This window comes from Nocardia acididurans (assembly GCF_016741815.1).
GTDB lineage: Bacteria > Actinomycetota > Actinomycetes > Mycobacteriales > Mycobacteriaceae > Nocardia > Nocardia acididurans.
Genome location: NZ_JAERRJ010000007.1, coordinates 228,426 through 242,784, shown reverse-complemented (window position 1 = coordinate 242,784; position 14,359 = coordinate 228,426). Strand labels below are relative to the sequence as shown.

13 protein-coding genes are annotated in these 14,359 nt (G+C 68.0%); 9 read left to right on the top strand and 4 right to left on the bottom strand.

The features are described from left to right. Positions 1-7: 7 nt before the first annotated feature. Together JK358_RS19560 and JK358_RS19555 are read right to left on the bottom strand one after the other, a co-directional pair. Positions 8-346 carry a hypothetical protein gene (locus JK358_RS19560; RefSeq protein WP_201949172.1) on the bottom strand — a complete coding sequence of 113 codons (339 nt, stop codon included), beginning with the start codon at positions 344-346 and terminating at the stop codon, positions 8-10. A 224-nt stretch (positions 347-570) separates the two neighbouring features. Continuing rightward, positions 571-774: a hypothetical protein gene (locus JK358_RS19555; protein ID WP_201949171.1), complete on the bottom strand. Its 204-nt coding sequence runs from the start codon at positions 772-774 to the stop codon at positions 571-573. A 109-nt stretch (positions 775-883) separates the two neighbouring features. Here JK358_RS19555 and uvrC point away from each other — a divergent pair, with 109 nt between their 5' ends. The 8 genes from uvrC (at position 884) to JK358_RS19520 (ending at position 10,123) form a co-directional block, all read left to right on the top strand. Next, entirely contained in the window at positions 884-2,911 is a 2,028-nt protein-coding gene (uvrC, locus tag JK358_RS19550; RefSeq protein ID WP_201949170.1) for an excinuclease ABC subunit UvrC, read from the top strand. Between the two features lie 168 nt (positions 2,912-3,079). Next, entirely contained in the window at positions 3,080-4,069 is a 990-nt protein-coding gene (gene rapZ / locus JK358_RS19545) for an RNase adapter RapZ (RefSeq protein WP_201949169.1), read from the top strand. Next, a complete protein-coding gene (locus JK358_RS19540; RefSeq protein WP_201949168.1) occupies positions 4,066-5,112 on the top strand; it encodes a gluconeogenesis factor YvcK family protein in 1,047 nt (348 codons plus the stop codon). Before rapZ ends, JK358_RS19540 begins: the two co-directional genes overlap by 4 nt. Further along, positions 5,103-6,086, top strand: a complete 984-nt coding sequence (gene whiA, locus JK358_RS19535) for a DNA-binding protein WhiA (protein ID WP_181580224.1) — start codon at positions 5,103-5,105, stop codon at positions 6,084-6,086. Before JK358_RS19540 ends, whiA begins: the two co-directional genes overlap by 10 nt. 225 nt (positions 6,087-6,311) lie before the next feature. Next, positions 6,312-7,328, top strand: coding sequence for a type I glyceraldehyde-3-phosphate dehydrogenase (gene gap, locus JK358_RS19530; protein WP_201949167.1), 1,017 nt, complete (start codon positions 6,312-6,314; stop codon positions 7,326-7,328). Between the two features lie 5 nt (positions 7,329-7,333). Then, entirely contained in the window at positions 7,334-8,545 is a 1,212-nt protein-coding gene (locus tag JK358_RS39335) for a phosphoglycerate kinase (protein ID WP_232851547.1), read from the top strand. A gap of 3 nt (positions 8,546-8,548) precedes the next feature. Next, positions 8,549-9,334: a triose-phosphate isomerase gene (gene tpiA / locus JK358_RS39330; protein ID WP_232851546.1), complete on the top strand. Its 786-nt coding sequence runs from the start codon at positions 8,549-8,551 to the stop codon at positions 9,332-9,334. 126 nt (positions 9,335-9,460) lie between these two features. Continuing rightward, positions 9,461-10,123 carry an HAD-IA family hydrolase gene (locus JK358_RS19520; RefSeq protein ID WP_201949166.1) on the top strand — a complete coding sequence of 221 codons (663 nt, stop codon included), beginning with the start codon at positions 9,461-9,463 and terminating at the stop codon, positions 10,121-10,123. On the opposite strand, the gene JK358_RS40385 is transcribed toward JK358_RS19520, so the two are convergent. Next, positions 10,071-10,295 carry an NUDIX domain-containing protein gene (locus JK358_RS40385; protein WP_307817621.1) on the bottom strand — a complete coding sequence of 75 codons (225 nt, stop codon included), beginning with the start codon at positions 10,293-10,295 and terminating at the stop codon, positions 10,071-10,073. The two genes, JK358_RS19520 and JK358_RS40385, sit on opposite strands and share 53 nt — an antisense overlap. 50 nt (positions 10,296-10,345) lie before the next feature. Between JK358_RS40385 and JK358_RS40380 the strand changes: the two genes are divergently transcribed. Further along, positions 10,346-12,682 (top strand): glyoxal oxidase, encoded by a 2,337-nt coding sequence (locus JK358_RS40380; protein ID WP_201949165.1) that lies wholly within the window; start codon positions 10,346-10,348, stop codon positions 12,680-12,682. A 7-nt stretch (positions 12,683-12,689) separates the two neighbouring features. Here JK358_RS40380 and JK358_RS19505 read toward each other — a convergent pair whose 3' ends face one another. Continuing rightward, entirely contained in the window at positions 12,690-14,327 is a 1,638-nt protein-coding gene (locus tag JK358_RS19505) for an alkaline phosphatase D family protein (RefSeq protein ID WP_201949164.1), read from the bottom strand. Positions 14,328-14,359: the final 32 nt, after the last annotated feature.

Genomic DNA, 14,359 nt, shown 5'->3' with positions numbered 1-14,359 from the left:
CAGCGAATCAGAAGGGGCCTTCGGTCCAGGCGTTGAGCACGACCCCGGTCTTGCCGTCGCCGGTGCACTCGATGGTCATCGGGATATGCGGCCGCGGCGAGTCGCCGACGATGTAGGTGGGCGACTGCATGCCGTTGCCCACCTTGCGGGTGCCCAGGCACTGGACGACCGCCGCGTACCACGCGCCTTCGGGGCAGGTGTAGGTGGCGGTGTCGAGGGTGCGGTCGATACGGCAGGCCGTATCGGCGGCGGCGGTCGGGGCGGCCACCACCACGAAGGGCGCGGCGCCCAGGCACAGGGCCGAGCTCAGGGTGAGGAACCGGTGACGCGGGTGGAGACGGGACATATGGAGTACTGCTCCCCTCGTATGCGGAGATCAACCACGGACAGATCGTCCAATCTTGACCGGGTGCGGCGGCTGGACACGGTAAAAGACCGCTTTCGCCGTCCCGGCGTGGCGCGCCGACGTATGGCGTGGCGAACCCGATTCGCGGACAACGACTCCCGGCCGCGCGCGGTCCGCGCCGCCGCAGGGGTGGCGCGCCCGCGCCGGTCGCGGCTACGCGCGGATCACGCGGCGGCGAGGCCGGCCGTGCTGCTCTGGGCTCCGGCGCAGACCATGAGGGTGGAGGTGTGCCGCAGGTAGTCGCCGTAGACGAAGATGTCCTCGGATTCGGCGTTCGCCGGCATGGACACGGCCACCAGGGCGGCGGCGGCCATCATGAGGGCGGACCCGACCGAGAGGGACCGGCGCTGGCGGCGAAGGCGGATCATGGGGCTCCTGTCTGGGTTCGCTGATCTTGTGAGGTACTTCGGTGCCGGGACGGTCCCGGATGGCACCGGTCTCGTGAGAGCTGTCGGAGCGGCTCGTTAACCTGGTGGCGTGGCAGATCCCGCGACGTACCGGCCCGCTCCCGGCACCATCCCCGTCGAACCCGGCGTGTACAAGTTCCGGGACGCGCACAAGCGGGTCATCTACGTCGGCAAGGCGAAAAGCCTGCGGAGTCGGCTGAACTCGTACTTCGCCGATGTCACCCAGCTGCATCCGCGCACCCGGCAGATGGTCACCACCGCCGCCTCCGTGGAATGGACCGTGGTGTCCACCGAGGTGGAAGCCCTACAGCTGGAATACAACTGGATCAAGGAATTCGATCCGCGCTTCAATGTGCGCTACCGCGACGACAAGTCGTACCCGGTGCTCGCGGTCAGCCTCGACGAGGAATATCCCCGCGTCTTCGTCTACCGCGGCGCGCGCAAGAAGGGGGTCCGGTACTTCGGCCCATACGCGCACGCCTGGGCCATCCGCGAAACCCTGGATCTGCTGCTGCGCGTGTTCCCGGTGCGCACGTGTTCGGCGGGAGTCTTCAAGCGGCACAACCAGATCGGCAGGCCGTGCCTGCTCGGCTACATCGACAAGTGCTCCGCGCCGTGCATCGGCCGGGTCAGCGCCGCCGAGCACCGCCAGATCGTGGACGACTTCTGCGACTTCCTCTCCGGCAAGACCGACCGCCTGGTCAAGCAGCTGGAGAAGCGCATGATGGAGGCCTCGGACGAGCTCGATTTCGAGCTGGCCGCCCGCCTGCGCGACGATGTGCAGGCCCTCAAGCGGGCGTTGGAGAAGCAGGCCGTGGTGCTGGGCACCGGCACCGACGCCGACGTGATCGCCTTCGCTATCGACGAATTGGAAGTCGCGGTGCAGATCTTCCACGTTCGCGACGGCCGGGTGCGCGGTCAGCGCGGCTGGGTGGTCGACAAGTCCGGTGACGTCCTGAACCCCGATGCCGTGGAGGCCGGTGGCGAGGCGCCCGCCCTCGTCGAGCAGTTCCTCACCCAGTTCTACGGCGAGCAGACCGCCGTGGCCGCGCAGACCGGTGAGGCCCAGCCCGGCGCGGTGGTGCCGCGTGAGGTGCTGGTGCCCGCGCTGCCGAATGACGCCGAGCAGGTGCAGCAGTGGCTGTCGGGGCTGCGCGGTTCGGCCGTGCAGTTGCGGGTTCCGCAGCGCGGCGACAAGAAGGCCCTGGCCGAAACCGTCGAGCGCAATGCGAAAGAGGCTCTCGCACAACACAAGCTGAAGCGCGCGGGCGATCTCACCGCCCGCTCGGCCGCGCTGCAGGGCATTCAGGACGCCCTGGATCTGGACAGCGCCCCGCTGCGAATCGAATGTGTGGATATTTCGCACGTACAAGGCACCGATGTGGTGGCCTCGCTGGTCGTCTTCGAGGACGGTCTGCCGCGCAAGACCGAATACCGGCACTACGCCATCAAGGAGGCCGCGGGCGACGGCCGCTCCGACGACGTCGCCTCCATCGCCGAGGTGACGCGCCGCCGCTTCGGCAAACTGCGCCGCGATATGGACGCGGCCGAGGCCGCCGACCTCGAGAACGACACGGACGCACTGAGTTCCGGACTTCCCGGTATCGACCCCCGGACCGGGAAGCCGCGTCGCTTCTCCTACCCGCCCAACCTGTACGTGGTCGACGGCGGCGCCCCGCAGGTGAATGCCGCCGCCGAGGTGCTCGACGAGCTCGGCATCACCGATGTCGCGGTCATCGGCCTGGCCAAGCGTCTGGAGGAGGTGTGGGTGCCCAATGAGCCGGATCCGGTCATCATGCCGCGCACCAGCGAGTCGCTGTATCTGCTGCAGCGGGTTCGCGACGAGGCGCACCGCTTCGCCATCACCTTCCACCGCAGCAAGCGTTCGCGCCGCATGACCGAATCGGCGCTGGATTCGGTGCCCGGTCTGGGTCAGGCCCGCAAAACGGCCCTGGTCACGCACTTCGGCTCGGTCGCGAAGCTCAAGGAGGCGACCGTGGAGCAGATCACCGAGATCCCCGGCATCGGCGTGGCCACCGCCAAGGCGGTCCTGGCAGCGCTCGCGCCGAGTGGCGAGCCGGGGTTGCACACCGACTAGCTCCGCCGGGTAGGGTGCGACACGCCGAGCGCAGTGTCGCGCGACACGCCGAGTCGCAGGTGGAGCCGGACAATCACATCTGTATCTCCACTCGCGCGTGTTTGTACCGCGTTTTACGGCATCGGTGCAGGATGATCGTCGGAAAGCCCATAAGGAACCCGGTAGGACATGACGCGCGTCGAAGCCACCAACAATGCGGTCGAGAATTCAAGTAGGTCGACCGGTGAAAATGATCCACAGTCACACGCCCGGCGCGAACTATCGCAGTCGGACGACGCCGCCTCGCCGGTGGAGGTCGTCGTTGTCACCGGTCTGTCCGGCGCGGGTCGCGGCACCGCCGCCCGCGTACTGGAGGACCTGGGCTACTACGTCGCCGACAACCTGCCGCCCGCGCTGATCGGCCGCATGGTCGAACTCGGCGAGAGCGCCGATCCGCCCATTCACAAGCTCGCGCTGGTCATGGATGTGCGTAGTCGTTTCTTCACCGGGAATCTCTCGGCCGTGACCGAACAACTGCGCGCGGCCGGCGTGCGTACCCGGATCCTGTTCCTGGAAGCCTCCGACGATGTGCTGATCCGCCGGTTCGGCTTCGCGCGGCGCCGGCATCCACTGCAGGGGGAGAGCGCCGACGGCACGCTCACCGCGGGCATCGCCGCGGAACGCGAACGCCTGGCGTCGGTGAAGACCGCCGCCGATCTGGTCATCGACACGACAGCGCTGTCGATCCACCAATTGCACCGCAAGCTCGAGGAGGCGTACGGCGGCAGCGCGACCCGCGCTCTGCAACTAACAATCCAATCGTTCGGTTTCAAGTACGGAGTACCACTGGACGCGGATATGGTGTTGGATTTGCGTTTCCTGCCCAATCCGCATTGGGTCCCGGAACTCCGCGAACAGACCGGACAGGATGCCCCGGTCAGTGAGTATGTGATGTCGCGCCCGGGCGCCCAGGACTATCTGGGCACCGCGCGGCACCTCGTGGATCTCACGACCGAGGGCTACCGCCAAGAGGGGAAGCGATACATGACCGTGGCAGTGGGCTGCACGGGCGGAAAGCACCGCAGTGTGGCGATATCCGAGGCGCTGGGCGAGCTACTCGGAGACAGCGGATCGGGTGACGTGGTGCGCGTGGTCCATCGGGACTTGGGGCGAGAATGAGTGCGCGAGAAACGAATCCGGCGATCGTGGCGCTGGGCGGCGGGCACGGCCTGTACGCCACGCTGACCGCGGCGCGCCGGCTCACCCGCAAGATCACGGCGGTGGTGACCGTCGCCGACGACGGCGGCTCCTCCGGACGCCTGCGCGCCGAACTCGGCATGCTGCCGCCCGGTGATCTACGAATGGCCCTGGCCGCGCTGGCCGAGGAGTCCGACGGCATCTGGGCGCGCACCATGCAGCACCGCTTCGGCGGTACCGGGGCGCTGGCCGGGCATTCGGTCGGCAACCTGATCCTGGCGGGCCTCACCGAGGAGTTCGGCGACCCGGTGGCGGCCCTGGACGAGGCGGGCCGGATCCTGCGCGTCACCGGCCGGGTGCTTCCCATGTCGCCGATCGCGCTCACCATCGAGGCGGATGTGGCCGGGCTGGAGGGCGATCCGCGGGTAAGCCGTTGCATCCGTGGGCAAGTCGCGGTGGCGACGACGCCGGGCAAGGTGCGCCGGGTGCGGTTGATCCCTTCGGATCCGCCCGCCTGCCCGGAGGCGACCTCGGCCATCGAGCACGCCGATGTGGTGGTGCTCGGGCCCGGTAGCTGGTTCACGAGTGTGATCCCGCATGTGCTGGTGCCCGAATTGCACGAAGCGTTGCTGCATACGCGGGCGCGGAAAGTGCTGGTGCTCAACCTCGCTGCCGAACCGGGCGAAACGGCCGGATTCTCCGCGGAACGGCACCTGCATGTATTGTCCCAGCACGCACCGGATTTCACAGTCGACCACGTTCTGGTGGATTCAGGTTCCGTACCGGAGGGTAGGGAACGCGAACATGTGGCAAGAGCTGCCGAACAGCTCAATGCGCGAGTAACCTTCGCTGATGTCGCCGAGGCGGGGACGGACCGGCACCACCCCGGAAAGCTTGCCGCCGCACTGGATCAGGTGATCCGGCAACCTCGGCCGGAATTGGCAGAGCTTCGAATCGAAGGACGGCATATGGGCCAACGTGTGCGGTCCGGATTGGGTGGAAAGGAGCGCGTCTCGTGGCGATGACAGCGGAAGTGAAGGACGAGCTGAGCCGGCTCACCGTATCTCAGGTGAGTTCGCGCAAGGCCGAACTGTCCGCGCTACTGCGGTTCGCCGGTGGATTGCACATTGTCGGCGGTCGCGTGATCGTCGAGGCCGAGGTGGACATGGGTTCCATCGCGCGCCGGCTGCGCCGGGAGATCTTCGAACTGTACGGATACGGTTCGGACGTGCACGTACTCGGTGCCGGCGGGCTCCGCAAGACGTCCCGGTATGTGGTACGGGTTTCCAAGGAGGGTGAGGCACTCGCCCGCCAGACCGGCTTGCTGGATGTGCGCGGACGTCCCGTCCGCGGGCTTCCGGCACAGGTGGTCGGCGGCAGCATCGGCGATGCCGAAGCTGCTTGGCGCGGAGCCTTTCTCGCGCACGGATCGCTCACCGAACCGGGCCGGTCCTCGGCTCTCGAGGTGAGCTGCCCCGGACCGGAGGCGGCCCTGGCCCTGGTGGGCGCGGCCCGCCGCATGGGTATCTCGGCCAAGGCCCGTGAGGTCCGCGGCACCGACCGTGTGGTGGTGCGCGACGGTGAGGCCATCGGCGCTCTGCTCACCCGCATGGGTGCGCAGGACACCCGCCTCACCTGGGAGGAACGCCGCATGCGCCGCGAGGTGCGTGCGACGGCCAACCGGCTCGCGAATTTCGACGACGCCAACCTGCGCCGTTCGGCCCGCGCCGCTGTCGCGGCCGCCGCACGGGTGGAACGCGCCCTCGAAATACTGAGCGAGGATGTGCCCGACCACCTGGCCGCCGCCGGCAAGCTGCGTGTGCTGCACCGGCAGGCCTCCCTGGAGGAACTCGGCCAGCTGGCCGATCCGCCGATGACGAAAGACGCTGTGGCAGGCCGCATTCGACGCCTTCTGTCGATGGCCGACCGCCGCGCCAAGGAACTCGGTGTGCCGGACACCGAATCCGCCGTTACCGCAGAGTTGTTGGAAGAGGCGTGATCCCGTCCTGAAATCGGACATAATCGACTGATGGCGCCGCACCTCGAAAAGGTGCGACGCCATCGGTGTTTCGACACACCCTCGCAGACCGTTCCGTACGGGCTGTGCCACCTGCTCACACCCTGCCGTGCAGCGGTGAGAGGGGCCTGTCCGTGACCTTCGCGTGACGGTCTAGGGTGAGGGTGCAACAGAATAAGTTCCGCGACACAACTGAGGAGCGATAACGTGACTGTCCGGGTAGGTATCAACGGCTTCGGCCGCATCGGACGTAACTTCTTCCGGGCCGTCGAGGCGCTGAAGGCCCTCGGCACCACCGACATCGAGATCGTCGCGGTCAACGACCTCACCGACATCCAGACTCTCGCGACCCTGCTGAAGTACGACTCCATCCTGGGTCGCCTGCCGCAGGACGTCTCGGTCGACGGTGACTTCATCGTGGTCGGTGAGCAGCGCATCAAGGCGCTGGCCATCAAGGAGGGCCCGTCCGCCCTGCCGTGGGCCGACCTGAATGTCGACGTGGTCGTCGAGTCCACCGGCATCTTCACCGACGCCGCCAAGGCGAAGGGCCACCTGGCCGCCGGCGCCAAGAAGGTCATCATCTCCGCCCCCGCCTCCGGCGAGGACATCACCATCGTGATGGGCGTGAACGACGACAAGTACGACGGCTCGCAGAACATCATCTCCAACGCCTCGTGCACCACCAACTGCCTGGGCCCGATCGCCAAGGTGCTCAACGACTCCTTCGGCATCGAGCACGGCCTCATGACCACCGTGCACGCCTACACTCAGGACCAGAACCTGCAGGACGCGCCGCACAAGGATCTGCGTCGCGCCCGCGCCGCCGCGCTGAACATCGTGCCCACCGGCACCGGCGCCGCCAAGGCCATCGGCCTGGTGCTGCCCGAGCTGCAGGGCAAGCTCAACGGTTACGCGCTGCGCGTGCCGGTCCCGACCGGTTCGCTCACCGACCTGACCGTGGTGCTGAAGAAGGCCGCGACCGTCGACGAGATCAACGCCGCCATGAAGGCCGCCGCGGAGGGCCCGCTCAAGGGCATCCTGAAGTACAACACCGATCCGATCGTGTCCACCGACATCGTGACCGACCCGCACTCGTCGATCTACGACGCGCCGCTGACCCAGGTCATCGACAACCAGGTCAAGATCGCCTCCTGGTACGACAACGAGTGGGGCTACTCCAACCGCCTCGCCGACCTCATCGGCCTCGTCGGCAAGTCCCTCTGAGCCCGATGACGATCAAGACACTCCAGGATCTGCTGAACGAGGGTGTCGAGGGCCGGGGCGTGCTCGTGCGCTCCGACCTGAACGTTCCCCTCGACAACGGCGTCATCACCGATCCGGGCCGCATCCTCGCGTCCGTGCCGACCATCAAGGCGCTCTCGGACGCGGGAGCGAAGGTCGTCGTCATGGCGCACCTGGGCCGCCCGAAGGGTGAGCCGGATCCGAAGTTCTCCCTCGCCCCGGTCGCGGCGCGGCTGGCCGAGGAGCTGGGCCGCAATGTCCAGCTCGCCGGTGACGTGGTGGGCTACGACGCGCTCTCGCGCTCGGAGGGCCTCACCGACGGCGATGTGATGCTGCTCGAGAACATCCGCTTCGACGCCCGCGAGACCAGCAAGGACGACGCCGAGCGCGCCAAGCTGGCGGGCGCGCTGGTCGAATTGGTCGGCGACGACGGCGCTTTCGTGTCCGACGGCTTCGGTGTGGTGCACCGCAAGCAGGCGTCGGTGTACGACATCGCCAAGGTGCTCCCGCACTACGCGGGCACGCTGGTCGCGGCCGAGACCGAGGTGCTGAAGAAGCTCACCACCGATTCCGAGCGTCCGTACGCGGTCGTGCTCGGCGGCTCGAAGGTCTCCGACAAGCTGGCGGTCATCGAGGCGCTCGCGCCGAAGGTCGACACGCTGGTCATCGGCGGCGGCATGTGCTTCACCTTCCTTGCGGCACAGGGCCTTTCGGTGGGCACCTCGCTGCTGCAGGAGGAGATGATCGACACCTGTAAGAAGCTGCTGGACACCTTCGCCGACGTGATCCACCTGCCCGTCGACATCGTCGCCGCCGACAAGTTCGCGGCCGACGCCGAGTCGAAGGTGGTCTCCGCCAACGAGATTCCGGACGGCTGGATGGGCCTGGACATCGGCCCCGAATCGGTGAAGCGCTTCTCGGCGCTGCTCACCGAGGCCAAGACGGTGTTCTGGAACGGCCCCATGGGTGTGTTCGAGTTCGAGAAGTTCTCGGCGGGCACCCGCGGGGTCGCCGAGGCCATCGCGACCGCCACCTCCAAGGGCGCGTTCACCGTGGTCGGCGGCGGCGACTCCGCTGCTGCCGTGCGCACGCTCGGCCTGCCCGACGACGGTTTCTCGCACATCTCCACCGGCGGCGGCGCGTCGCTGGAATACCTGGAGGGCAAGGAACTTCCCGGCCTTTCGGTTCTGGAGGACTGACGCATGGCACGTAAGCCCCTGATCGCCGGCAACTGGAAGATGAACCTCAATCACCTCGAGGCCATCGCTCTGGTGCAGAAGATCGCGTTCGCCCTGCCGGAGAAGTACTTCGCCAAGGTCGATGTCACGGTCATCCCCCCGTTCGTGGACCTGCGCAGCGTGCAGACCCTCGTCGAGGGTGACAAGCTCCTGATCACCTACGGCGCCCAGGACGTGTCCACCCACGCCGAAGGCGCCTACACCGGCGAGATCAGCGGTTCCATGCTGGCCAAGCTGGGCTGCTCGTTCGTCGTGGTCGGCCACTCCGAGCGTCGTCAGTACCACAACGAGACCGACGACATCGTGCTCGCCAAGGCCAAGCGCGCCCTGGAGTACGGCATCACCCCGATCGTCTGCATCGGTGAGGGCCTGGGCATCCGCGAGGCCCAGACCCACGTCGAGTACAACCTCGAGCAGCTGCGCGGCTCGCTCAAGGGCCTGACCGCCGAGGAGATCTCCAAGGTCGTCATCGCCTACGAGCCCGTCTGGGCCATCGGCACCGGCAAGGTCGCCACCCCGGCCGACGCCCAGGAAGTCTGCGGCGCCATCCGCAAGGAACTCGCCGAACTGGCGAATCCCGAAGTGGCCGCGGGCGTCCGCGTCCTCTACGGCGGCTCGGTCAACGCCAAGAACGTCGGCGAACTGGTCGGCCAGACCGATATCGACGGCGCCCTCGTCGGCGGTGCCTCGCTGAAGGGTGACGAATTCGCCACCCTCTCGGCCATCGCCGCGGGCGGCCCACTGCCGTAACGGTTTTCACCCCGACAGGGCCGGACATCAACCCCGATGTCCGGCCCTGTCGCATACCCGGCACAGAGTGCTCTCGGGGATTCATCCCATATTGCAGCACACCGCAGAAGTGGTTATAACCAGTATATGACGGTTATCGCCACGCTTGTAGCTCGCGGCCTGCTGCTCGACATGGACGGCACCCTGGTGAACTCGGATGCCGTGGTGGAGCGGTTGTGGGGACAGTGGGCGGCCGAGCAAGGCTTGGACGTGAACGCCGTGCTCGCGGTCGCGCACGGACGGCAGGGCTGGGCGACGATGGCGCAGTTCCTGCCGGAACGACCCGTAGAGATCAACCACGCCGAGAACGCCCGCATGCTCGAGGAAGAGACCGTGAGTGTGGACGGAGTCGTCCCGGTCGATGGGGCGCAGGCGTTCATGGCAAGCGTGGCGCACCTGCCGCACGCGCTGGTCACCTCGGCCAACACGGCGCTCGCGGAGGTACGGATGCGGGCCGCCGGGCTGGCATTGCCTGTGAAAAGGATTACCGCGGAATCGGTCTCGGTCAGCAAGCCGGATCCGGAGGGCTTCCTGAAAGGCGCTGCAGAATTGGGAGTCGCGCCAGCGGACTGCGTGGTCTTCGAGGATTCGGAAGCCGGGATCGCCGCGGGAAAGGCCGCCGGAGCCATGGTCGTCGGTGTCGGTCCACGTGCGGCGGCTTTCGCGCCCACCGTCCACGTACCCGACCTGACCCGGATCACCGTCGAACCACTGGCCGAGGGCGCGATCGCAATTCACGTGCTGGACTGACGGGCGAAAACGAGTCGCATCGCGGCTCGGGCAGCTCGCCTGGTTCGATACCGCCGCCCGGCAGTTCCCACCGTCCGGCCAGGAAGACTCCGGGGGCGCGGCGGATCAGCAGTACGGCGTCCTCGCGGACGATGCGGCAGCCTTGATCGGGAGTGGCGGTGGTGGGGGCCAATATTCGGACATCGGGTGGGCAGCGGAGGGGGATGCGATCATGATGGGGGAGTGGCTGGGGAATTCGTTGCCGTACCGGGGTGGTTTTCGACGCGCAATCAGGACTGCGGGGTGGCGCTCGCCGATCTGACCGGGGGCGGGCGCGATGTCGTGGTGCTGATGGTGGACGATCCGCCGGGGCAGAACGCGGGGTACTACCGGGTTGGCGCCGGGCTGGCGGCGGATGGCACCGTGAACGACTGGGGCCCTTGGATTTCCGTGCCGGACTGGTGGGGGTGGGAGAACCAGGGCGCGGGGATCGCGGTCGCGGATCTGAGCGGGAACGGGCGGCCGGATCTGGTGGTGTTCCTGGTGGACAATCCGGAGGGGCAGAACCAGGGGTATTTTCGCGTCGGGCGGGATCTGGCGGCGGATGGGACGGTCACCGGCGGCTGGTCGCCGTGGCGGCAGATCCCGGACTGGTACGGCTGGGAGAATCAGGGGGCCGATATCTGCCTGACCCGGGTCGACGGGCAGGTCACCATGGTGGTGCTGACCGCCGACAATCCCGGCGGGCAGAATTCGGGGCAGTTCCGGCTGGCCAAGGGGCTCGACGCGGACGGGTTCGTGGCGGAATGGACACCGTGGGTGGCGGTGCCCGAATGGTGGGGGTGGGAGAACCAGGGTGCGGGCATGACCGTGGCCGATCTCGACGGTGACGGGCGGCCGGAGCTGATCGTCTTCGCCGTCGACAACCCGCAGCAGGGCAATGCCGGGGTGTACGCGATCGGCTGGGGGCTGGACGGTTCGGGCCACTGCGTGGACGGGTGGAGCCGGTGGTCGCAGGTCCCGGGCTGGGGATTCGACGAGAACCAGGGCGCGGCCGTGGTCGTATTGCCCTCTGCCACAGGTGATCCGGAGCTGGTGGTGTGCACCATCGAGTCCACGCCGGGCGGCAATGCCGGATACGTGCGGGTCGTGGCGCTCGATACCGGGCTGGCGCACGCCGCGCACATGGGGGTGTGGCGCATCCTGGATTTCGGCACCGAGATCAACCCGGTGCACGCCGCACTGCTGCACACCGGGGACGTGCTGTTCTTCGCGGGTTCCGGTAACGACGCGGACAAGCATCACGCGCACGAATTCCGCACGCGCGTATGGCATTACCCGAATCCCGGACTCGATGCCCCGTCGACGCCGATCGACATGTTCTGTGCCGGGCACGCCTTCCTGGCCGACGGCCGGCTGCTCGCGGTCGGCGGCACCGAGCAGTACGACCCGTTCTACGGACTGCGCGACGCGCTGCTCTTCGACCCCGCCGACCCGCACTGGAAGGTGCTGCCGGACATGGCCTTCGGCCGCTGGTACCCGACCCTGTGCGAGCTGCCGGACGGCAAGGTGGTGGCGGTGTCCGGCCTCGGTGCGGACGGCTTCCTGGCCACCACGCCCGAACTGTTCGACCCGGTCACCGAAACCTGGTCGCAGCTACCGGTTCCCGGCCCCATCCCCATGTACGGCCACCTGCTCCTGCTGGCCGACGGCCGCATCTTCTACGCGGGCGGCCAGTACGGCGGCAACAACGGTATGCGCCCGTCGGTCTGGGATCCGCTGACCGGTGCGGTCACCGAGGTGCCCGGTCTCGTCGATCCGGGCTCGCGCAATCAGGCCGCCAGTGTGCTGCTGCCGCCCGCGCAGCAGCAGCGGGTGATGATCCTCGGCGGTGGCGGCTACGACATGCACAGTCCCGCACCGGCTTTGGCCGACACCCGGATCGTGGATCTGAGCGAGCCGACGCCCGCCTACCGGCAGGGCCCGCCGCTGCATCACGCCCGCATGCACGTCTGCGCGGTCATCCTGCCCGATCGCACAGTACTGGCCACCGGTGGCTCGGGCATGGAGGAAATGGCGCATGCCGCACCGGAATTCGCCGAGGTCTTCGACCCGGTCACCGAAACCTGGATGCACACCGCACCGCAACGCATTCCGCGCCTGTACCACTCGGTGGCGCTGCTGATGCCCGACGGCAAAGTGATCACCGCGGGATCGAATCCGATGCGCAAGACCGAGGAGTTGCGCATCGAAGTCTTCTGGCCGCCCTACCTTTTCCTGGGCGAGCGCCCCGAACTGCGGTTGGACGCCGAGCAAGCCGGCTACGGCAGCACGCTCACCGCCACCGCGACCGGCGACCTTCGGGAGGCGAGCCTGCTGCACCCGACCTCGACGACCCACTCCTCCGACAATGATCAGCGCCTGATCGATCTGCCCTTCACGGTCGACCCCGGCGGCACGCTCACGCTGACCATGCCGTCGAACCCCGCCCTCGCGCCGCCCGGCTGGTACCTGGTCGTCGTGGTCGACACCGCCGGTGTGCCGTCGATCGGCCGCTGGATCCGGCTGACGCACAACTGATTTCGGGTCACCGCCCGCCGCCGCCACCCAGCACGGTGATATCGGTGTCCGGTGCCGCCACCGAATCGGTGACCACCCCGCGCACCCCGTCCCGCACCACGAACGAGGCGCGGGTGCGGATCGGCGCGCCGGGGCGCCGCACGTAGGGAACCACCCGCAGATCGCTGCGCCACAGTCCGTGATCCACGTCGACCCGCACGTACCCGCGCTGCGAGTTGGAGAACTTGAGATCCGGATTGTCGGCGAGCAACTGCCGCGCGGCGGGGGTGAGATCGGTGCCGTCACCCCGGCTGGTGATCGAGGTCCCGATGAATTCCGAGGCCACGACCGGTGATTCGGGATCGCTGTGGTCGCGGCGCAGATCCGCGACCACGTTCTCGTGCCGGTCCCCGGTGATCACCACCAGATTCCGCACCCCCCGATCGGTCGCCGCCCCGAGCACCGTATTGCGGTCGGCCACATAGCCGTCCCAGGAGTCGGTGCCGAGTTCGTCGCCGGGCCCGGGATCGTAGTCACTGCGTGCCATGGGCACCTGGTTGCCGATCACCTGCCACTTCGCGGGTGAGCCGCGGAACCCTTCGACCAGCCAATCCCGCTGCCGCGCACCGAGAATCGTGCGATCGGTGTCATAGCGCGCATCGCAGCCCGCCACCGCCTTGCCGTCGTTGCAGGGCTGCCGGGTGCGGTACGAGCGGGTGTCGATCAGGGTGATCTCGGCCAGATCCCCGAACTGGAATCGCCGGTGCAGCAGGATGTCCGGCCCGGACGGCAGCTGCGCGATCCGCAGCGGCTGATGTTCGTACATGGCCTGGAAGGCCGCCGCCTTCCGTCGTCGGAACAGCGGCGGAATACGGTAGATGTCGAACCCCAGCCCAGGAGTGTCGCCCGCCCAGTTGTTGTCGATCTCGTGATCGTCCATGGTGGTCAGCCACGGGAACGCCGCATGGGCGGCGCGCAGCGGTTCCTCGGCCTTGGCTTGGGCGTAGCGCAATCGGTAGCCGGTGAGATCCGTGGCCTCGGCCGCGAGATCCGGATCGGGTTCGGTGCCGATCCGCGCGTGGATCCAGGACTGCTCGTAGATGTAATCGCCCAGGTGCACCACCAGATCGAGGTCTTCCCGGCTCATGTGGTCGTAGGCGGTGAAGTAGCCCGAACTCCAGGACTGGCACGAGGCGAAGGCGAACCGCAGTCGTTGGGTGGCCTGTCCGATCGTGGGCGCGGTGCGGGTGCGGCCCACCGGCGAGATCGCCGATCCGGCCCGGAACCGGTAGTAGTACCACCGATCCGGTGCCAGCCCGTTCACTTCCGGATGCACGCTGTGCGCGAGTTCCCTTGTGGCGACCGCTGCTCCGCGTGCCGCCACCTGCCGGAAGCCTTCGTCGTGCGCCACCTCGTACTCGACGGTCACCGGCGCGTTGGTCATGCCGCCGTGCCCGTCGAGCGCGAGCGGGTCCGGCGCGAGCCGCGTCCACAGCACCACCCCGTCGGATGTCGGATCCCCCGAGGCCACCCCGAGCGCGAAGGGATCCCCGCCGCGCAGGCGCGGGGTGCGCAGGCGGCTGCTGCTCGCCGCGGAGGTGCCCACCAGTACCGCGGCCGATCCGGCGGCCCCGAATCTCAACAACTGCCGACGCGACAAGCCCATACGACACGGTAGACGCCGCAGCGGCGGCGCGC

What these genes read in the sequence shown, in the direction of transcription:
- JK358_RS19560 (WP_201949172.1), bottom strand. Translation starts at nt 346, where the DNA reads ATGTCCCGTCTCCACCCGCGTCACCGGTTCCTCACCCTGAGCTCGGCC.
- JK358_RS19555 (WP_201949171.1), bottom strand. Translation starts at nt 774, where the DNA reads ATGATCCGCCTTCGCCGCCAGCGCCGGTCCCTCTCGGTCGGGTCCGCC.
- rapZ (WP_201949169.1), top strand. Translation starts at nt 3,080, where the DNA reads ATGACGCGCGTCGAAGCCACCAACAATGCGGTCGAGAATTCAAGTAGG.
- JK358_RS19540 (WP_201949168.1), top strand. Translation starts at nt 4,066, where the DNA reads ATGAGTGCGCGAGAAACGAATCCGGCGATCGTGGCGCTGGGCGGCGGG.
- JK358_RS39335 (WP_232851547.1), top strand. Translation starts at nt 7,334, where the DNA reads ATGACGATCAAGACACTCCAGGATCTGCTGAACGAGGGTGTCGAGGGC.
- tpiA (WP_232851546.1), top strand. Translation starts at nt 8,549, where the DNA reads ATGGCACGTAAGCCCCTGATCGCCGGCAACTGGAAGATGAACCTCAAT.
- JK358_RS19520 (WP_201949166.1), top strand. Translation starts at nt 9,461, where the DNA reads ATGACGGTTATCGCCACGCTTGTAGCTCGCGGCCTGCTGCTCGACATG.
- JK358_RS19505 (WP_201949164.1), bottom strand. Translation starts at nt 14,327, where the DNA reads ATGGGCTTGTCGCGTCGGCAGTTGTTGAGATTCGGGGCCGCCGGATCG.